The 19,072-nt window shown below is 61.7% G+C and carries 17 protein-coding genes; 5 read left to right on the top strand and 12 right to left on the bottom strand.

Translation table 11 applies throughout. The annotated features are described in order from the left end of the window. Position 1 precedes the first annotated feature (1 nt). From ACS4RS_RS15250 to ACS4RS_RS15235, 4 genes are read right to left on the bottom strand one after another with little or no spacing between them, the layout of a single operon-like run. Positions 2 to 730, bottom strand: a complete 729-nt coding sequence (locus tag ACS4RS_RS15250; protein WP_439010304.1) for a glycerophosphodiester phosphodiesterase family protein — start codon at positions 728 to 730, stop codon at positions 2 to 4. 28 nt (positions 731 to 758) lie between these two features. Beyond that, positions 759 to 1,679 carry an ABC transporter permease subunit gene (locus ACS4RS_RS15245; RefSeq protein WP_439010305.1) on the bottom strand — a complete coding sequence of 307 codons (921 nt, stop codon included), beginning with the start codon at positions 1,677 to 1,679 and terminating at the stop codon, positions 759 to 761. Positions 1,680 to 1,681: 2 nt separating this feature from the next. After that, the gene (locus tag ACS4RS_RS15240; protein WP_439011826.1) at positions 1,682 to 2,647 is read right to left on the bottom strand and encodes an ABC transporter permease subunit; all 966 of its coding nucleotides are present in this window, start codon (positions 2,645 to 2,647) and stop codon (positions 1,682 to 1,684) included. 13 nt (positions 2,648 to 2,660) lie between these two features. Then, positions 2,661 to 4,019, bottom strand: coding sequence for an extracellular solute-binding protein (locus ACS4RS_RS15235; RefSeq protein WP_439010306.1), 1,359 nt, complete (start codon positions 4,017 to 4,019; stop codon positions 2,661 to 2,663). A gap of 151 nt (positions 4,020 to 4,170) precedes the next feature. On the opposite strand from ACS4RS_RS15235, the gene ACS4RS_RS15230 reads away from it, so the two are divergent. Together ACS4RS_RS15230 and ACS4RS_RS15225 are read left to right on the top strand one after the other, a co-directional pair. Beyond that, positions 4,171 to 5,205: a sn-glycerol-3-phosphate import ATP-binding protein UgpC gene (locus ACS4RS_RS15230; RefSeq protein ID WP_439010307.1), complete on the top strand. Its 1,035-nt coding sequence runs from the start codon at positions 4,171 to 4,173 to the stop codon at positions 5,203 to 5,205. 93 nt (positions 5,206 to 5,298) lie between these two features. Further along, positions 5,299 to 6,303: a sugar-binding domain-containing protein gene (locus ACS4RS_RS15225; RefSeq protein ID WP_439010308.1), complete on the top strand. Its 1,005-nt coding sequence runs from the start codon at positions 5,299 to 5,301 to the stop codon at positions 6,301 to 6,303. On the opposite strand, the gene ACS4RS_RS15220 is transcribed toward ACS4RS_RS15225, so the two are convergent. The 3 genes from ACS4RS_RS15220 to ACS4RS_RS15210 all read right to left on the bottom strand — a co-directional run bounded on the left by ACS4RS_RS15220 (position 6,298) and on the right by ACS4RS_RS15210 (position 10,042). Further along, on the bottom strand, positions 6,298 to 7,980 hold the full coding sequence (locus ACS4RS_RS15220) for a hypothetical protein (protein ID WP_439010309.1): 1,683 nt from the start codon (positions 7,978 to 7,980) through the stop codon (positions 6,298 to 6,300). The genes ACS4RS_RS15225 and ACS4RS_RS15220 overlap by 6 nt on opposite strands. Further along, the gene (locus tag ACS4RS_RS15215) at positions 7,980 to 9,035 is read right to left on the bottom strand and encodes a glycosyltransferase (protein WP_439010310.1); all 1,056 of its coding nucleotides are present in this window, start codon (positions 9,033 to 9,035) and stop codon (positions 7,980 to 7,982) included. The genes ACS4RS_RS15220 and ACS4RS_RS15215 overlap by 1 nt, the downstream gene beginning before the upstream one ends. A gap of 98 nt (positions 9,036 to 9,133) precedes the next feature. Continuing rightward, positions 9,134 to 10,042: an AraC family transcriptional regulator N-terminal domain-containing protein gene (locus ACS4RS_RS15210; RefSeq protein ID WP_439010311.1), complete on the bottom strand. Its 909-nt coding sequence runs from the start codon at positions 10,040 to 10,042 to the stop codon at positions 9,134 to 9,136. Between the two features lie 218 nt (positions 10,043 to 10,260). On the opposite strand from ACS4RS_RS15210, the gene ACS4RS_RS15205 reads away from it, so the two are divergent. Then, positions 10,261 to 11,307, top strand: a complete 1,047-nt coding sequence (locus tag ACS4RS_RS15205; RefSeq protein WP_439010312.1) for an alcohol dehydrogenase catalytic domain-containing protein — start codon at positions 10,261 to 10,263, stop codon at positions 11,305 to 11,307. On the opposite strand, the gene ACS4RS_RS15200 is transcribed toward ACS4RS_RS15205, so the two are convergent. From ACS4RS_RS15200 to ACS4RS_RS15180, 5 genes are all read right to left on the bottom strand, one after another. Next, positions 11,268 to 13,379, bottom strand: a complete 2,112-nt coding sequence (locus ACS4RS_RS15200; protein ID WP_449313713.1) for a GTP-binding protein — start codon at positions 13,377 to 13,379, stop codon at positions 11,268 to 11,270. The two genes, ACS4RS_RS15205 and ACS4RS_RS15200, sit on opposite strands and share 40 nt — an antisense overlap. A 372-nt stretch (positions 13,380 to 13,751) precedes the next feature. Next, a complete protein-coding gene (locus tag ACS4RS_RS15195; protein WP_439010314.1) occupies positions 13,752 to 15,017 on the bottom strand; it encodes an FAD-dependent oxidoreductase in 1,266 nt (421 codons plus the stop codon). 282 nt (positions 15,018 to 15,299) lie between these two features. After that, positions 15,300 to 15,818 carry a BA14K family protein gene (locus tag ACS4RS_RS15190; RefSeq protein ID WP_439010315.1) on the bottom strand — a complete coding sequence of 173 codons (519 nt, stop codon included), beginning with the start codon at positions 15,816 to 15,818 and terminating at the stop codon, positions 15,300 to 15,302. Positions 15,819 to 15,944: 126 nt separating this feature from the next. Then, a complete protein-coding gene (locus ACS4RS_RS15185; protein WP_439010316.1) occupies positions 15,945 to 16,502 on the bottom strand; it encodes a PH domain-containing protein in 558 nt (185 codons plus the stop codon). Between the two features lie 27 nt (positions 16,503 to 16,529). Further along, positions 16,530 to 16,994, bottom strand: coding sequence for a winged helix-turn-helix transcriptional regulator (locus ACS4RS_RS15180; protein WP_439010317.1), 465 nt, complete (start codon positions 16,992 to 16,994; stop codon positions 16,530 to 16,532). A gap of 155 nt (positions 16,995 to 17,149) precedes the next feature. Between ACS4RS_RS15180 and ACS4RS_RS15175 the strand changes: the two genes are divergently transcribed. Together ACS4RS_RS15175 and ACS4RS_RS15170 are read left to right on the top strand one after the other, a co-directional pair. Next, positions 17,150 to 17,869, top strand: a complete 720-nt coding sequence (locus ACS4RS_RS15175) for an amino acid racemase (RefSeq protein WP_439010318.1) — start codon at positions 17,150 to 17,152, stop codon at positions 17,867 to 17,869. A 232-nt stretch (positions 17,870 to 18,101) separates the two neighbouring features. Continuing rightward, complete coding sequence (locus ACS4RS_RS15170; RefSeq protein ID WP_439010319.1) at positions 18,102 to 19,019, top strand: GNAT family N-acetyltransferase; 918 nt, start codon at positions 18,102 to 18,104, stop codon at positions 19,017 to 19,019. The last annotated feature ends 53 nt before the right edge of the window (positions 19,020 to 19,072 follow it).

The following is a 19,072-nucleotide window of genomic DNA, read 5'->3' as shown; positions in this document are numbered from 1 at the left end:
CTCACCCCCGCGCCTGCAAGGCGAGATCCGGCCGGTCGGTGGTGATCTGCCGGATCGGTTTGGCAAGCCAGTATTCGAGATCGCTCACTTCGTTCGGGACCCAGGCGCCGAGGCGGTCGAGCGGGACGAGTTGGATGATCTCGTCCCACTTTGCCTGAAGCAGCGATTTTTCGACGGCGATGATATCCGAGTATTGCTTCATCAGGCTGAGGCCGCTCGTCAGACCGAGACGCTCCGCCGATTTGGCGTCGAAGGATGACAAGGTGCGAATTCCAGGGGCGGCCTTGCGAATATCGGCAAGCACCTCAGGATGAAAGCTCGTCAGGATCGAGCGCTCAGCCAGGCCAAGCTGCTCGATGGCGGCAAATGCCCTGGCGGCCAGCCACTCGTAAGGCGTGCCGTCGGCATGAGTCTTCAGTTCGATATGAAGCTCGAGCGCCGCGTCCTTGAAGACTGCAAGCACTTCCTCCAGCGTCGGGATCGTCTCCCCATCGCTTTCCTTAAGGCTGATTTCACGATGTTTTCCGGGGCCAAGGTCGGCGACCAGGCCACGCGCATCCGTCGTGCGCTCGAGCGTCGAGTCGTGGATGACCAGCATTTCACCCGACCGTGTCAGGTGGATGTCGAACTCCACGCCGTCGACCGGCATTTGCGCAAGGTTCCGGAAGCCCGAAAGACTGTTTTCGGGCCAGAGATTGCGGCCACCGCGGTGGCCGATGATATGCACCATCGTCTGAATATCCTTGAGATTCGGCGTGTTACTTTCCGGAGTCCACCAGCCCCTTGGTGAACCAACGTTGCATGAAGAGAATGACGGCCGCAGGCGGAAGCATGACGAGCAGCGCAGCGCTCATCGCAATGTTCCAGGCAGGTGCCGAGTCCGAGACGGGGACGAGTTGCTTCAGCCCGAGCACCGCGGTTCCCATCTCCTTGTCGGTCGTAAAAAGCAGCGGCCACAAATACTGGTTCCAGCCGTAGAGAAACAGGATGATCGACAGGGCTGCGATGTTCGCGCTCGACAGCGGAAGAAGGATATCCTTGAAGAATTTCAGCGGGCCGGCGCCGTCGAGCTTGGCCGCCTCGCAAAGCTCATCGGGAACGGTCAGGAAGAACTGCCGGAACAGGAAGGTTGCCGAGGCAGAGGCGATCAGCGGCAGGATCAGGCCGGCATAACTGTTGACCATGTTCCATTTCAACGAGGCTTCGATGCTGTATCCCGTCAGCCTTGCGACGACACCGGAAAGACCGATCGTCCCGGCGAACCACCGAACCGGCCCGGCGGCATCCGCGACCGCTTCATAGGTCGGAATGATGCGGACCTCAACCGGCAGCATCAGCGACACGAAAATGAGCCAGAACGCCGTCATGCGAAAGGGGAAGCGAAAATAGGTCACGCCGAATGCGGCGATCAGCGAGATCGCCAGCTTGCCGATGACGATGCCGGCGGTGACGATGATCGAATTCAGGAACAGCTGGGAGAACTCGCCCTGCTCCCAGGCGGCGGAGAGGTTTTCGAGAAAATGTGTACCCGGCATCACCGGGAACGGCGCCTGCTGAACTTCCTGCAAGGTGAGCGAGCCGGCGACGAAGGCGAAGTAGAGCGGCAGGCAGACGAAGACCGCGCCGATGAGCAGCACCGCATGGCAGAAGATCGAAAGACCGAGATGACGTTCCGGCATGGCTACACCTGGTAATTGACCCTGCGCTCGAGGGCGCGGAATTGAACGATGGTGAACAGGATCGCGATCAGCATCAGCAGCACGGATTGCGCGGCCGACGAGCCGAGGTCCAGCTGCACGAAGCCGTCTTGATAGACCTTGTAGACCAGGCTGTTCGTCGCCCCCGCCGGGCCGCCGCGGGTGACCGCGTCGATGATGCCGAAAGTTTCGAACAGTCCGTAGACGAAGTTCATCACCACGAGGAAGAAGATCGTCGGCGAGATCAGGGGGAGCGAAATCGTGAAGAAGCGGCGAACGGGCCTTGCGCCGTCGAGCTTTGCCGCCTCGAGAAGCGAGACGGGCACAGCCAGCAATGCGGCGACGAGGAAGATGTAGTCGTAGCAGACATTCTTCCAGACCGAGGCGATGGTGACCAGCAGCTGCGCATCGAACGGACGCCGGTTCGGATCCCATTCGACACCGAGCCAATGCAGGAACTGCGCGATCGGCCCAACGGCCGGATTGAACAGGAAGGCCCAGATCACCCCTGATATCACGGGGGCGATCGCGTATGGCAGCAGGATGATGCTCTTATAGATCCCCCTGCCCCTGATCACGAAATCGGTCGCGAAAGCAAACAGGCCGGCAAGGAGAAGCGTTGCGGCATTCTGGGTAACGGTGAACCACAGCGTGAACAGCGCGCTTCCGCGATATTCCGGACTTGCGAACAGATTGTAGAAATTCGCCAACCCGACGAAAATCTGCGTGCCGCCGAAGGGATCGACCTGAACGAAGGCCAGCGACAGCGCCTTGTAGGAAGGGATGAAAAAGAAGAACAGGAGGATCAGCAGCTGCGGCGCGACCAGGCCGAAGGCGAGCCAAGGCTTGTTGAAGTGAGCCGACTTTAACCCGGCTTCCGAGGGCTGCGCGCTCCTCAGGCCTGTCGACAGAATATCCGGGATGCGAAGGCGCCTGGCGGCGCCCTCCATCCTTCCGAGGGTTCTACTTTGCTGCATGAAGCTGCTCATACTGGCGAAGGATCTGGTTTCCACGGGCCGCCGCCGCATCCAGTGCCTGTTGCGGTGTCTTCTGGCCGGTCCACACGCCCTGGATCTCTTCCACAAGAAGCGCCATCGACTGATTATGATTGCCGAAGCGGAAGCCGCGCGAATTATCGGTCGGCGTTCCGCGCGTGAGCTGAAGAATGGCGATCTCGCGGGTCGGGTGATCCTTGAAATAGCCCTCGGCCTTGGCTTGTTCATAGGCGGCGTTCGTCACCGGAACATAGCCGGTCTGCTTGCTCCACCAGACCTGCGTCTTCGGCGAAGCGAGGAAGTTCAGGAAAGCGGCGGCACCCGCATATTCTTCCTCCGACTTGCCTTTCAGGACCCAGAGCGCGCCGCCGCCGATGGTACTGTTCTTCGGCTCGATACCCTCCTCATGCGGCAGGAACGTCGCGCTCCAATTGAATTTTGCGCCGCTCTCGACGGCGGCATGCGCCGCAGTGGAAGCCACATAGGTCGAGCAGGTTCCAGACGTGAACAACTGATCGGGCGAGAGCCCTTGGCCCGCGATCTGCAGGATGCCGGCGTCGAGCCACGTCTTGAGGCGTGTCACCTGACTGACGACCAGCGGGCTCTTGTTGAAGATGAACTCGGTATCGAGACCGCCGAAGCCATTCGCCTTGGTGCCGTAAGGCTGGTCCTGGATCGCCGCGTAGTTTTCGATCAGGCTCCAGTAGAAATCGTTCGCGAGCGCCATCTGGCACTTCGAAACGCCTTTCTCCCTGATGGCGTTGAGCTGCTTGTCGAGCTCCTGCCAGGTCTCGCCCGGCCTGTCGAAGCCGGCCGCCTTGAATTGATCGGCATTGTACCAGAAGATCGGCGTCGAGCTGTTGAAAGGCATCGCGGCCGGCTTGCCGTCGACGAGATAGAAGCCGGCCACCGGCGCGAGGAAGTCGCTCCAGTCGATCTTGTAACCTTCCTTCTCCATGAGCTCCGGCACCGGAATGATGGCGCCGGAATTGTACATGGTGAGGAAACCCCGCTCGGCGGCCTGGATCAGCACCGGCTGCTGGTGGACGCGGTAGGCGGCCACCATCGCCGCCATGGTCTCCTCGTAATTGCCTTTGCCGATGCCGACGACCTCGTATTTGTCCTGCGAGGCGTTGAAGTCGGCAATCAGCTTGTTGGTGATCTCGGCGAGCCGGCCGCCGGCCGCATTCCACCATTCGATCTTGACGCGATCGGCCGCGCTGGCGTCGCCAGCATTGGCCAATCCGAGCGTCACCAGTGCAGCACCCGCCGCGAACGACCGGATCGTCCGCCCCATGCGGGCGCCTATCGAAGACTTTGCCGTCATTTCGTTTTCCTCTCCATTGCCGTTGTTCGCCGACCGGCACGTTCAGCGCCGGTCAACCCCTCCCAGAGTGGCGATAAAACAAGGTTGGGGCCACTTGTTACAAATGTCAATAGCATGTTACAAATGTATGACATCGCGTGAGGAGGATGCCATGGCAGCTATCGAGCTGATCGATCTGAAGAAGAATTACGGAGCGGTTCCGGCGGTAAAGGGGATCAATCTGACCGTCGCCGACGGTGAGATGATCGTGCTGGTCGGGCCTTCAGGATGCGGAAAATCGACCTTGCTGCGGATGATCGCGGGCCTTGAAGCCATAAGTTCCGGGCATCTGAGGATATCAGGCAGCGATGTCGGCCATGTCGATCCGGCCGACCGCAACATCGCCATGGTCTTCCAGAATTACGCGCTCTATCCGCACATGACCGTTCGGCAGAATCTCGAATACGGGCTCAAGAATCGCCGCGTGCCGCGCGACGAGATCGACCGGCGGATCGCCAACGCCGCCGGCATCCTGGAAATCGGCGACTTCCTCGAGCGGCGCCCCCGCCAGCTCTCGGGCGGACAGCGCCAACGCGTTGCCATGGGCCGCGCCATCGTCCGCGATCCCGCCGCCTTTCTGTTCGACGAACCTCTGTCCAATCTCGATGCGAAGCTGCGCGTGCAGATGCGCGTCGAAATCCGCAGGCTGCAGCGGCAGCTCAAGACCACGAGCCTCTACGTGACGCATGACCAGCTCGAGGCCATGACGCTCGCCGACAGGCTGGTCGTCATGAACGGCGGCCGGATCGAGCAGATCGGGACACCGATTGAGGTCTATCGTCGTCCAGAGACCGTCTTCGTTGCCGGCTTCATCGGCTCTCCGCCGATGAATCTGATCGATCTCGACGAACTGGGACCCTGTGACCTCGCACTTCCCAGAGACACGGATCTTTTAGGTATCCGGCCAAGTGCGATCAACCTCGGTGATGGATCGGCGCATGATCTCCGCTTCGACGCCAATGTCGAATTGATCGAAACCGTCGGTGACGACAACAACGTCCATCTGCGCATCGATGGCAGCGACAAGCGCATCGTGGCGAGCGTTTCCACCGATCGACGTCTGCAGGAAGGCGATCGCACTTCGTGTCACGTAAGAAGGGACGGTTTGCATCCCTTCAACAGGACGACAGGGCGGCGAACCGATTGAGGGGAGTGAGGCACTTGACGACTGCCCCTTGCGATTGACAAGCGGCAGGGATTTGAGATCCATCACCATCGAATTGGAGGCGCAGATTATTGCATGTCACAGTACAAAGGTGCTTCTTTCCAGCCGATGGCGCTCCCCGACGAGCAGATGCAGGTGCGCGTGGTCTGGCTCTATTACATGGAGGGACGCACCCAGGGTGAGATTGCAGAAGCGCTCTCGACCAACCGGCTTCGAGTCAACAAGATCATCGCCGAGGCGCGTCGGTCGGGCCTGGTGACGATCACCCTCAATTCCCGGCTGACATCTTGCGTCGCCCTGGAACAGCAGCTGGCCGCGGAATTCTCGCTCAATCGCGCAATCATCGTACCGACACCGGAGGACGTGGAGCTTATCCCCGTTCTGCTCGGCCAGGCCGCAGCCGATTATCTCGTGCAATTGCTGAACGGCGGCAACATAAGCGGCGTCGGCGTCGGTTGGGGAGCGACGCTCCGCGAAATGGTGCGTCATATGCCGTCGCTGAGACGCCCTGACATCTGTGTCAACTCGGTCATGGGCGGGCTGACTCACGGCATCGAAATCAATACCTTCGACATTGCGAGCGATCTTGCCCGTCAGCTTAACGCCGAATGCTCCTATCTCGCGGCGCCGATCTATGCCGGCACGCCGGAGTCGCGCACGGCGATCATCAGGCAGGATGTCTTCGAGACGGCCTTTCGGCAGATCGAGGCCAATGACGTCATCGTGCTCAGCATCGGCGACATGACCGAACGCTCGCTGCTGATGCGCTACGGCCTGCCGAGCAGCATCAACATCGAGGAGCTGGTCGCAGCCGGCGCCTGCGGCGATGTTCTCGGCCAGTTCATCGACAAAACCGGGCGCCCGATCGAACATGCGATAAACAGATGCGCGATCGCTCCCGAGCTCGAAGCCCTGCGCGCCATTCCGAACGTCATTTTCGCGTCGGGCGGCCTGAACAAAGCGCAGGCTATTGCCGCCGTGTTGCTGTCGGGTCTGGGGAACGTGCTGATCTGCGACGAAGAGACGGCCCGGCAAGCGCGACAGCTTGCGCTCGATCTCCGGGCGCGCAGCGGTTCATAGAGCCGTAGCGCAACCGGCAGGCACCGAGAGAGGCTCTGCCGGCGCCCCCTTGTCGATTGCGTAGAGCTTCGCGAATCCGGCATCCTCGATCAGCGTCAGCCCCGCCGGCATCAAGTTACCGACATGCCGGTCGGGAATATCGGCATTGGCGACGAGGATGAAATCGAAACGCCTGCGCCAGTCCGAGAGATAAGGCGCATAGCCTCTATATTCCTGCATGATGTCAGGGCATGAAAGCACGCTGATCGGCACAAGATTGCCCTCGGGAACAGCGATCTCCGACCATGGCGGCAGAACGGAGAGCGGCTGCTTGCCTTTGGCCGTGAAGAGCGTCGGCACGAAAGCGTGCGAGAAGGGTACGGCGAGCGTCGGCAAATGCCGGAAGGTGTCCAGCCCCCAGGCAAAATGCCGATTGGTGTGGGCGAAGTCGCCGACCATCTCGGGTTCGTGCCCCAGAGGCAGAACGGCCGCGCCGGCCGGCACCTTTTTCAGCACGGCCTCGACGGCAGCCGTATCTTTCTGTGCCAGCCACCAGTTCCAGCCGATCCAGCCGGCCCGGCCGAAAACCGCGAGATTGACGACAAGCGCCAGCAGCAGCGCCTGCCGGCGCGTCAGATTGGCGAAGGGGCAAACCATCGCCATGGCGACGAGCACCGTCATGATCGGAAAGCGCCAGCTGATCCATCCGGTACCGAGCATGTGGAGCGGTGCGACACAGGAGAGAAGCAGCAATCCGCAGGCCGCGACGGCAAGGCCCACATGCATGCGGATGTCGCCTGCGCGAACGGCGCGCGTGCAGATGAGGATCAACGGCAGAACCAGCAGGACATCCACCATCGGGACATAGGTGGTGATGGCGGAAAACAGGTTCATGACGATCAGGACGACGCCATCGTTCCAGACAAGGCCGAGGCCATCGCCGCCGGCGTTCGGCAAAGCGGTGGTGCGAAGATAGAGCGCGAGCGGCGGCAGGGCGCAGGCGCCGATCGCCAGCGCCAAACGGCCGGCGAGCCTCATCAGCCCTGTCTTCGATCGCACGATGTCGAAACGCCAGGAAAATTCGAGGCCGCAGACGATCGCCATATAGAAGCCGAGTGAGAAGATGTGCATCACCGTCAGCAGCAGCGCGGCGGCAAGCCGCCAGGCAAAAAGCAGAACCGGATTTCGGCGCTGCAGCCGCAGGTCGGCGCAGGCGAAGAACAAGGCCATGCCAAGGCCGATCTGGAAGTTGATGAAGCCGCCGATCATCGTGGCGCACCAGCCAAGCGACAGCATAGCGATCTGCCAATAGTGCCGGCCGCCGAAAAGCGCCCGGTGCAGGCCGATCGCGCCAAGCGGCGGCAGCACGATGGCCAGGAAAAGCAAAGCCCGCGCCAGCCTGTCGGCGCCGACCAGCGGCCCTACCGAAATCGCCAGAAGATCGATCCCGACATTGGTGAAGGTGCGGGTCCAATCGATCGCGTAGATTTCAGGAAACGGCTGCTCGCCGATCCCGCCCGAAAGAAGCCAGATACGGGCGTAGTGATTTGCGTAGTCGAGAACCGGTGGAAAGCGAAACAGCACCACCAGGGCCGCGGCAAGCGCGACGAAAGCAATGACCGCAATGGTGGAATCCTGCCTGGCAACCAATTCTTCGGGCCTGATTGCCGAATGAACAGGCGCAGCAATCCGGTCCATCATCCGATCCGGCTGCTCTTATGCGAGCGCGGCTCACCGGATGTGAAGGCCGCATCCAGTGCAGAGCGCTTGTCGCCGGCGCTCATCTCCGAAAAAGCCATCGGCAGCTCGGCATGTTCGCCGCCGCGCAGGATGGTTTCGATCATGAACATTGGCCGTCTCTTGCTCTCCTGCACGAGACGGCCGAGATATTCGCCGATGATGCCGATGCAGATCAACTGGATGGCGCTGAAAGCGCTGACGGCGGCCATGATCGACGACCAGCCGGTGACCGTCTCGCCCTGCAGCCAGCGAATGAAGGTATAGACGAGCAACGCCATCGCAACGCCGGCGCTGATCATGCCGAGCCATGTGGCGATGCGCAGTGGCGTCGTGGAAAAACTGGTAATCGCATCGAGCGCGAAATTGATCATCTTACGCAACGGATATTTCGTCGTGCCGGCAAAACGGGCGTCGCGCTCATAGGGAAGCGCCACCTGCCTGCCGCCGATCCAGCTGACCATGCCGCGAATGAAGCGATCGCGCTCCGGCATCGCCAGCAGTATATCGACGACGCGCCGGCGCATCAGCCGGAAGTCGCCGGTATCGCGCGGGATGGTGACGGAAGCGAGCCTGGAAAGCGTGCGATAAAAAAGCGACGCGGAGGCGAGTTTGAACCAGCTTTCGCCCTCGCGGCGCGTGCGCTGGCCGTAAACGACATCGGCGCCGCGTTCCATGATCGGCATCATCATCAAAAGCAGCTCGGGCGGGTCCTGCAGATCGGCGTCGATCAAAAGAACGCGCTCGCCCCGCGACGCGGAAAGACCAGCAGTCGAGGCCAGCTGGTGGCCGTGATTGCGCAGGAGACGAACGCCGAGCACCTGCGGCAGCTTCGCCGCCAAATCCGAGATGATCTCCCAGGTGCCATCGGACGAGCCGTCATCGACAAGGATGAGCTCAAAGGCGTCGCCAACAACACTCTGCGCGGCAGCGGCAGCGCGGCGGCAGAACTCGCGCAGACCCTCTTCCTCGTTGTGACAAGGCGCGACGATGGAAAGTGACGGTGCTTGCGTCATGTGGACGGCGGTGCCTGCTTGATTGATAGCGCCAGCCTAGCCGGGAATCGTCAAACATCCTTTAATGGACGGATGGCGCCACCGAACGTCCTTGAACGCTATTCCGCCGCCATGATCTCGCGCCCGCCATCGACATCGCGGGCGGGCGAAGCGCCGTAGAGGCGGCTGTATTCGCGGCTGAACTGCGACGGGCTCTGATAGCCGACGCGGTGGCCGGCCGTGCCGGCGTCGAGCCGCTCGACGAACATCAGCCGGCGCGCCTCATGCAGACGAAGTTGCTTCTGGTACTGCACCGGCGTCATCGCCGTGACCGATTTGAAGTGGTGATGGAAGGACGAGACGCTCATGTTGACGCGGTCGGCAAGGTCCTCGATGCGCAGCGGCCGGGCGAAATTCTCCTTCAGCCAGGCGACGGCGCGCGCGATCCTGTTGCTGTGGCTGTCTGATGTGGCGATGTTGATCAGCCGGGCGCCATGCGGCCCGGTCAGCACCCGGTAGAGGATTTCCTGCTCGATCAGCGGCGCCATGGCGGGAATGTCGCCTGGACGATCGAGCAAGCGCAGCAGGCGGACGGCGGCATCCATAAGCTCGGGCGGCGCGACGTTCACCACCATGCCACGCTGCCCGTCGGTATGGGCGGCCGGGCGCGGAATATCGATGCGGCTGAGTAACTCCAAAAGCTTTTCGGAATCGATTGCCAGCCCCAGGCAGAGATGCGGAACCTCAGGGCTTGCCTCCGTGACCCGCCAGGCGACGGGCAGGTCGAGCGAGGTCAGCAGATAATCCCCCGTCCCGTAGCTGATCTGTTCCGTGCCGAGTTGCAGGCTCTTGGTTCCCTGCAGCACGAAGGCAAAACAGGGCCGGTAGCTGCTGTGCAAGGGATCGCTGGGCTTGGACCTGCGGCTGACCTGGAGATTGCCGATGGCAGTCGAGAACTCACCGTCGCGAGGCGCAAAGCGCATCGCGATATCGACGATCTCCTGATAGGGGCTGAAGGGCAAAGTCATGCGGCAACTCTCTCTGTCTGCTGTCTGACTGTCAGCTGTTTGGCGCGGGCGATACCGCCCTTAATTAGAGTGTCTTTCGCGTTTCGCAAACAGGCGGGCGCCTGACTTTTGCAGGATCGTGCAAGAAGCTGAGAGGATCACTCTAACGCCCTCGCCAACATCCGGGCAATAGTCCGCCATCCCGCTCAACCCCTCCCAACCCCAAAAGGAAGCTTCAGATGGCTATCGCAAAAGGCTATGCCGCAACCGACGCGTCGCAACCGCTGACCCCCTTCACCTTCGAGCGCCGCGAACCCAATGATGACGACGTCGTTATCGCAGTTCAATATTGCGGCGTCTGCCACTCCGACATTCACCAGGCCCGCAACGAGTGGGGCAATTCCATATTCCCGATGGTACCGGGCCACGAGGTCGCCGGCGTCGTTTCCGCCGTCGGCTCCAAGGTCACGAAATTCAAGGTCGGCGACCGCGTCGGCGTCGGCTGCTTCGTCGATTCCTGCGTCGGCTGCGCCACGCGTGACCTGGATTACGAGCACTACATGCCGGGCCTCGTCCCGACCTATAACGGCTATGAAGCGGATGGCACGACCCCGACTTTCGGCGGCTACTCCGACTCGATCGTCGTTAAGGAGGGTTATGTGCTGCGCTTCCCCGACAATATTCCGCTCGACTCCGGCGCCCCGCTGCTTTGCGCCGGTATCACGCTTTATTCGCCGCTCGCGCATTGGAAGGCCGGCCCCGGCAAGAAGATCGCGATCGTCGGCATGGGCGGTCTCGGCCATATGGGCGTGAAGATCGGTGCTGCCATGGGCGCCGACATCACCGTCCTCTCCCAATCGCTGTCGAAGAAGGAAGACGGCCTCAAGCTCGGCGCCAAGGACTATTATGCAACGAGCGACGCTGAGACCTTCACCAAGCTCGCCGGCACCTTCGACCTGATCATCAACACGGTCGGCACCACAATCGACTGGAACGCCTATCTCAACCTGCTGAAGTCTGACGGCACGATGGTTCTGGTCGGCGTTCCCGAGCACCCGGTTCCGGTCCACGCCTTCTCGGTCATCGGCGGGCGCAAGAGCCTGGCGGGCTCGATGATCGGCTCGATCAAGGAAACCCAGGAAATGCTCGACTTCTGCGGCAAGCACAACATCGTCTCGGAGATCGAGAAGATCGACATCCAGAATATCAACGAAGCCTATGAGCGGGTCGTCAAGAGCGACGTCCGCTACCGCTTCGTCATCGATATTGCCTCGCTGGCGGCTTGAGGAATGAGAGGCGGCTCCTTCGGGGGCCGCCCTTTATTGGTGGGCCGGCATCCTCCTGCCCGCCATATCGGAGTGGCCACCCCGTGCTTCGAGACTCCGACCCTTCGGCCTGCCCACTCAGCATGAAGCTCTCGTGGACTGCAGCCGCAGCAGATATTCGACCGGGTTGAACGGATCGGGCCCCGAACGCCGGCGCAGGCGCGGCGGCCTGATATAGGGGCGTAGTGATCGAAAGCGGTTTCCATCGTCCCTGCCCCGCTCGTCAGGCCCGGCAATTGCTGCTGGACGCTTTGAACCATCTGAGACGCCAGAGTGCCTTCGAGCCGCGCCACGCCATCGGCGATCACGGAATCCGACGTCGCCGCAGCGGATTTCGCCAGCAAACTCAGCACGCTGCTCAGGCTCTCCACGGGCGCTTCCAATTGAAAGTGGTCGAAAGGCTCACAGACGACCGTTTGCGCAGCCGAGAGCGCGGTTGCCAGCACCCAGGGTGTCAACTGCCGGAAATCGGCGGCAGTGCTTGCGGGCGAACTGTGCCGCGCCGCCGTCATCGCCACATGGCAATCGATGACCTGCCAGCCGAAAATGCCCTGCTTCAGCGTCTCGAACACGGTTTCCTCGACCGCCCGGTAGAAGGCGACGGGCATTTGGCCGACCTCCACCTCCAGCGCGAAGCTGTTGCCTGCGCCGGCAGGACGCGGCTCGACGCGCAGGCCGATGGTGGCGAGAAACGGATTCGGCTCCTTGAAGAGGATCTGCAGGCCGGCCCCGGTGCCGACGGGTCTTTCGACCAGGATGACCGTACTTTTCTCGAACCCCGCCTCGAGGCCGAAATCCGTCAGCAGAGTCGAGTGGATCACTTCCTTCTGCACCTCGCCATAGAGCGACACGAAGACTTCATTCGTCTCCTCGGTCCTGCGCAGATTGATCAGCGGATCCTGCTCGGCCATCTGGTTCAGCGCCAGCCAAAGCGCCGCGCTGTCCGAGAGCCGTCGGGCAAGCACGCGCGTTTCGAGTGTCGGCGAGGCAAAGTAAGCCCGCCCACCCGAGGCTGGATCGCTGCCCACCGCATCGCCGATCCGCGCGCCGGCAAGGCCGCTGACGCGGGCGATCTGGCCGGCGCAGAAGCTCGCGGCGCCATGGCTGCGGCCGGCTTCGAACACATGGATTGCGGTCACCCGCCTCTCGCCGCTAGGCAGATCCAGATATTGCCGCAGCCGCACGGTGCCCGAAGTCAGGTAGAGATAGGCGAGCTTTTCGCCGCCCCAGCCGCGCTCGATCTTGAAGATCTTGCCGGCGATCGGCCCGTCCGGATCAAGCCGCCGTTCGGGCAACAGCGTCGCGATGGCCGAGCTTAGCGCCCGCACGCCGGCGCCGGTCATGGCCGCTCCTGCAAAGACGGGATGCACCAGACCCTTTGCCACCTGATCGGCCAGACTGCACCCGAGCCTTTCCGTGGTCAGTCGTTCTGGGGCGAGCACATAGTCGTCGAGCAGCGCCTGGTCGTTCTCGCCGAGTGCCTCACAGAGCGCCGAAAAAAGCGGCTCGTCTCCCGGCGCCAGAGCCTCCACCCGGGCAAGCTTGCCGCCGGCATCGGTGACGGAAGACATGGCGATGGGACGCACCGCCAGTTGCGCGGCAAGAGCTTCCATCACTTCCGCGTACCGCGCGCCGAGGCGATCGACCTTGTTGACGAAGAAGACGAAGGGAACGCCGAGCCGCCGCAGCGCCCGCACCAGCACACGCGTCTGCGCCTGTATGCCTTCGACCGCCGAAACGACGACGACTGCCGCATCCAGCAACCCGAGCACCCGCTCGACCTCGGCGATGAAATCGGGGTGGCCGGGCGTGTCGATCAGATTGACGACCCTGTCGCCGATCGTAAACGACACCACCGCGGCCCTGATCGTGATGCCGCGCTGTCGCTCGAGTTCGAGGGTATCCGTCTGTGTATTGCCGGTGTCGACGCTGCCAAGCTTGTCGATGACGCCGGCGTCAAAAAGCAGTCTTTCGGTAAGGCTAGTCTTGCCTGCATCCACATGGGCGAGGATGCCCAGATTCAAAGTGCGCATGAACCACCAACTTCTCAGAAATTCGGATGTGATTTTCGTGAGAAGTGACTCGGCGCATTGGAACCTCTATCCGTTGATACGGCTGGATGCGACACCCCAGTTGGTGATTGGGAGACGCGGGCGGGATGCTAAGGTGGTGTGGGGAGATGTGTCAAGCTTGCGTACTACTGCTTTACCGCTCCGGCCGTCGGCGCGAACGCCCCGGGCACAACGATCAGCCCTCATGGTGAGGAGGCCAGCAGGGCCGTCTCGAACCACGAGGGCGGGTGGCTCCATGCATATATCCCTCGGTGAAACGTCGGTGGCCGGCCTCGTCCTTCGTGGCCCCTTCGGGGCACCTCAGGATCAGGCCGGAGCGACGGCACAGAACGCCTACCCCTCCTCCCGCATCGTCTCCCGCTGGGTGATCAGCCGGGCGCTGTGCTGGCCGCTGAGATAGATCCACAGCCAGCTCCAGGCGACGGAGAAGCGCGAGCGGGTGCCGATCAGAAAGTAGATGTGGGCAAGGCCCCAGATCCACCAGGCGATCCAGCCCTTCAGCTTGATGCGGCCGAAATCGATAATCGCCGCACTCTGGCCGATCGTCGCCAGGCTGCCCTGATGCCGGTAGCGAAAAGGCGCCGGCGCCGATTTTCCCGACAGGCGGGCGCGGATGACCTTGGCGACATAGCCGCCCTGCTGCTTGGCCGCCGGCGCGATGCCCGGCACCGGTTTGCCGTCCTCGCGCATGACGGAAGCGGTGTCGCCGATGACGAAGACATCGGGCAGGCCAGGCGCGCTCAGGTCCTTTTCGACGACGACGCGCCCCGCCCGGTCGGCCGGCACACCGATCCAGCGGGCCGCCGGCGAGGCGGTGACGCCAGCCGCCCAGACGATCGTCCGGCTGGCGACGAAGGTCTCGCCGATATTCACGCCGTCGGTGCTGCAATCGGTCACCGGCCTGCCGAGATGAATCTCGACGCCGAGTTTTTCCAGCGCCGTCTGAGCATAAGCCGAAAGCTCCTCGGCGAAGGTCGGCAGCACCCGCGGGCCTGCCTCGACCAGCACGACGCGGGTCTTGCGCGTATCGATGTTGCGGAATTCCTTCGGCAGCGTGAAATGCGCGAGCTCGGCGATAATGCCAGCAAGCTCGACGCCGGTCGGCCCGGCACCGACGATGGTGAAGGTCAGAAGCGCGTCGCGCACGGCGGGATCGCGCTCCATCTCCGCCTTCTCAAAGGCAAGCAGCACGCGCCGGCGGATCGTCGTCGCATCCTCGAGCGTCTTCAGGCCGGGCGCCACCGGTTCCCATTCGTCACGGCCGAAATAGGCATGCGTCGCCCCGGTCGCCAGCACCAGCGTATCGTAACCCAGAGTCATGCCGTTGCGCAGCGACACCGTCCTGGCGCCGCTGTCGACGCCGGTGACCTCGCCGAGGAGCACCGTCACATCGGGCCGGTCGGCATAGAGGCGGCGGATCGGCCAGGCGATCTCCGAGGTGGAAAGGATGGTGGTCGCCACCTGATAGAGCAGCGGCTGGAAAAGATGATGATTGCGCCGGTCAACGAGTGTGACCTTCACACCCGCCCCCTTCAACCCGTTGACGAGTTGCAGCCCGCCGAAACCGCCGCCGACAACGACGACATGATGATCGCTCATGACCTGCCCCTTTTGCGCCATTTCGCTCGAAACCAATGTGGCTTTTGCCGCGAATGTTGCAACTGCCGTTTCGGCATGCCTGCCCTGCGGCGCCGGCGGTCGAGAGGGTTCGATGATGATCGGCTTTTCCTGTGGGAAAGCTCATGGGAGCCGAACTCGGGCCGAGTCGTAACCACCCAGCCCGAGCGTCAGCCGGGGTTCAACACAGGCATGCCGTGTCGCCGGGTCGCAATACGGGGGTCGCCTCGAAGCAGTTCACGGCGCAGATGCGTAACGCGCCGATCAATAGGGACCGACGCACTGGCGACGGGGTCCGTGATAGGGCTGGAACGTATTGTCGAACGCCCTGTACGAACGATAGCGCGAATAGCACCAAGCCTCGTGGCTTCCGCCTCCTCCATAATAGGCAGAAGATGCATAGGCGCGGTACGGCCGGCCATAATAGCGGTAAGGCGAGCCATAGTAGCGATAGGGCGAACCATAATAGCGGTAGGGCGTACCGTAATAGCCGCCGTAGGGTGAGCCATAATACGAGCCGTAATAGGGCTGGGACAATGCGCCGCCTATGATCGTACCGACGGCCAGACCGCCCAAGGCCCAGCCCCAACCCGATCCATGGCTATGATGGTACCCGCCGTGATGGCCGCCGTTCCAGTGGCCGCCTCGGCCACGCCATTGCACTTGCTCGATCTGCTGCTGAGGTTCGATCCTGGGTGGGGTGATAGCCGGAAACGCCTGCGCCGGCGTAACGCCGGGCATACCTATGATCAAGCATAACGCTGTAATGGTTAGCTTTCTCATGACTGTTCTCCTCTACTCCTCCAAGTGGAGGGATAGCTTCCCCTCCTCCTGAACCAAAGGTGAACGCAATATGTCGAAAAACGTTCCGTATCGAGGCAAATAAATCGCTATCGATGGCGCGGAGAACTATCGGCTTTTCATGCAATCGAGCCGTGCTTTTTCCAGAAGATTATAGACTTGCCGCACGCTGTCGATTCCCAGAAGCTGAGGGTCTCTTGACAGGCTGGGCGTCCAGACGCCTGCCGTTGTGTATCGCTGAAAAGAAGACGTGCCGAATGTGATCGTCCCCCTACCGAAACTGCCCTCTTCGAGATTGATCGACGGCAGCAGGTCGAGTTGAGTGGCAGAGAAATTCGGAAGCAGACCGCTTCTGCGAATGATGACGCGCCGGTCGGTCAGGGCGTATTCGGTACGCGCACGCACGGCCGCATCAACGACAAAGCGTCCCGCGATCAGGTAAAGGCCTATCAGAACGAACGGGATACCCCATAGGCGCATGAAAACCGGCGTTCCCGGCGTGGTCAATACGCTGGTCTCCCAAAAGAGAGCGAAGCCGCCCCAAAAAAGAGAGAAGGGAACGAGGGCGAAATCCCACGTTGTCAGACGAAATCCCTGTGCTGGACGCCCCGACCAAAGAAGTTTTTCGCTTGGCAGAAAATAGCTATGAATATCGCTGTTGCTCATATTATCGCAGCCTCTCAAAATGCCGTTTTATCGGGCATAGCCCACGGGTATCGCCATTCCCTGTTTCAACTCCTCCATCGAGATCGACGCCGAGACGTCGAAGAGTTCCAGCTTGCGCACGATCTGCTTATAGATGACATCGTAATGCTCGACGCGCGGCAGCACGATCTTCAGGACGTAATCGTGGTTGCCGGTCAGCCGGTGCGCTTCGACGATCTCGGGGATGTCGCTGATGATCCGGCGGAAGGTTTCCGTCCATTCGTCGGAATGGTGTGCCGTCTTGACGAGCGCGAAGACCGTCGTCGGCACGCCCATCCTTTCCCGGTCGAGCACGATGATGCGCCGAAGGATATGGCCGCTTTCCTCCAGCCGCTGAATGCGGCGCGAGCAGGCCGAGACCGATAGCGCCACGTACTCGGCCAGATCGGTCACGGATATGCCTGCATCTTTCTGCAGCATGTCGAGAATGCGTCTGTCACGATCATCAAGCATGTGCCTTAAGGGAGTCCTCCGCCTGATTTTTGCATGATTTTTAAAAACTGCGCAAAACCATAGCAGATATTTGACATGGAAGACAAACAACGCAAACACATCGCGCGAGCATTGCGGCATCATTTTCGAAACTCGCAGCATGGGAGCATGAAGAGATGAAAACGATCGGCCTGATCGGCGGCATGAGTTTCGAAAGTTCGGCGGTCTATTACCGCCTCGTCAACGAGATGGTGCGCGCCCGCAAAGGCGGCCTCGCCTCGGCCGAGCTCATCCTGCATTCGGTCAATTTCGAGGAGATCGTCGCTCTTCAGAAGGCCGGCGACTGGGCTGGTGCGGCTCGCCGCCTCGGCGAGGTGGCAGCGCGTCTTGAGGCCGCGGGCGCCGGCTGTATCCTCATCTGCACCAACACCATGCACCTGATTGCCGATGAGGTCGCCGCCAATATCTCCGCGCCGCTGATCCACATCATCGACGAGACTGCGAAATCGCTGCATGCGGCCGACCGCAAGCGTCCGCTGCTGCTTGCCACCCGCTACACGATGGAGCACGGTTTCTACACCGACCGGATGAAGAGCCTCGGTCTCGATATCATGGTGCCCGACGCCGCCGACCGCACCACGGTGCACGACATTATCTTCAACGAGCTTTGCGCCGGCAGGGTGCACGACAGCTCGCGCGAAAAACTGATCGATATCATCGACCGCGCCGCAGAGCACGGCGCCGACAGCATCATCCTCGGCTGCACCGAAATCTGCCTGATCCTCGATCCCAACCGCCTGCCGCTGCCGGGCTTCGACACCACGACGATCCATGCACGCGCGGCGGTGGATTTCGCTCTCGGCGACGACGAAGCGGAAACGGAAGAAGCTGCGTGAGTTGCGATCAAGTTAGTTGACTCAGTCCAGTAAATATATGACGAATAACTTCGTCTGAAGGCCTCGGTTGATCGACGAGCCTGGCTTCCTTACGCAACGTCATCCTCGGCCTTGTGCCGAGGATCTGCTGCCTATCGACCGGAAGCAGATGCTCGGGACAAGCCCGAGCATGACGGATGGTGGGTGGCCGGCCTTGTCGGCGAGTCCGAGGTCTCATTGGGAGGCCTTTGCCATGTCCGATACCGCCATCATCGAAACCGCCCGCGATTTCAACCGCTTCTACACGAATTTCCTCGGCCTCTTGAACAAAGCCTATCTCGACTCCCCCTTCACGCTGACGGATGCCCGCATTCTCTTCGAGATCGGCTCGCATGACGGCGTCAGCGCCGCAGCCCTTGTCCGCGATCTGCATCTCGACCCGGCCTATCTCAGCCGCATCCTCAAGCGCTTTCGCACCGATGGTCTGATCGAGACCAGTCCGGATCCGGCCGACTTGCGCAGCCAGATCATCAATGTCACCGATCGGGGACGCGCGCAGTTCGAGGAACTCGGTCGGCGCGCCAATGCCCAGATCGCCGCCCGCTTCGACAATCTGGCGATCGGCGAACCGCAAGCCGTCGTCTCGGCCATGGACACGATCCGCGCCCTGCTCGACCCGGCGGCTAAGCCCGCACCTGCCATCATCCGCGCCCATCGCGCCGGCGATATCGGCTGGATCGTTCAGAGCCAGGGCCGCTTCTATGCCGAGGAATATGGCTGGGACCTGCGTTTCGAGGCGCTGGTCGCCGAGGTCGCCGGTAAATTTCTCGCCAACTTCGATCCCGCCAAGGAATATTGCTGGATTGCCGAGCGCGGCGGCGTCAATGTCGGCTCGGTCCTCGTCACCAATGGCGGCGATGGCGTCGCCAAGCTGCGGCTGCTCTATGTCGACAAATCAGCCCGCGGCCTCGGGCTCGGCAAGCTGCTGGTCGACGAATGCATCCGCTTTTGCAGGCAGAAAGGCTACCGCGATCTCCAGCTCTGGACCAATGACATGCTGGAGACCGCCCGCGCCATCTACGTCAAATCAGGCTTCCGACTTGTCTCCGAGGAGAGACATCGCATGTTCGGCCCCGAAGCCAATGGCCAAAACTGGCTTCTCACCCTCTGATTTGCTGCGTCGCAAAAATTTCGCTTGATTTGGAAACGATCATTTCCTAATTA

The sequence above is a fragment of the Rhizobium sp. F40D2 genome (genome assembly GCF_051810745.2).
Classification (GTDB): Bacteria; Pseudomonadota; Alphaproteobacteria; order Rhizobiales; family Rhizobiaceae; genus Rhizobium.
Note: the sequence above shows the minus strand (reverse complement) of the source record. Positions and strands in the feature narration are given on the sequence as shown.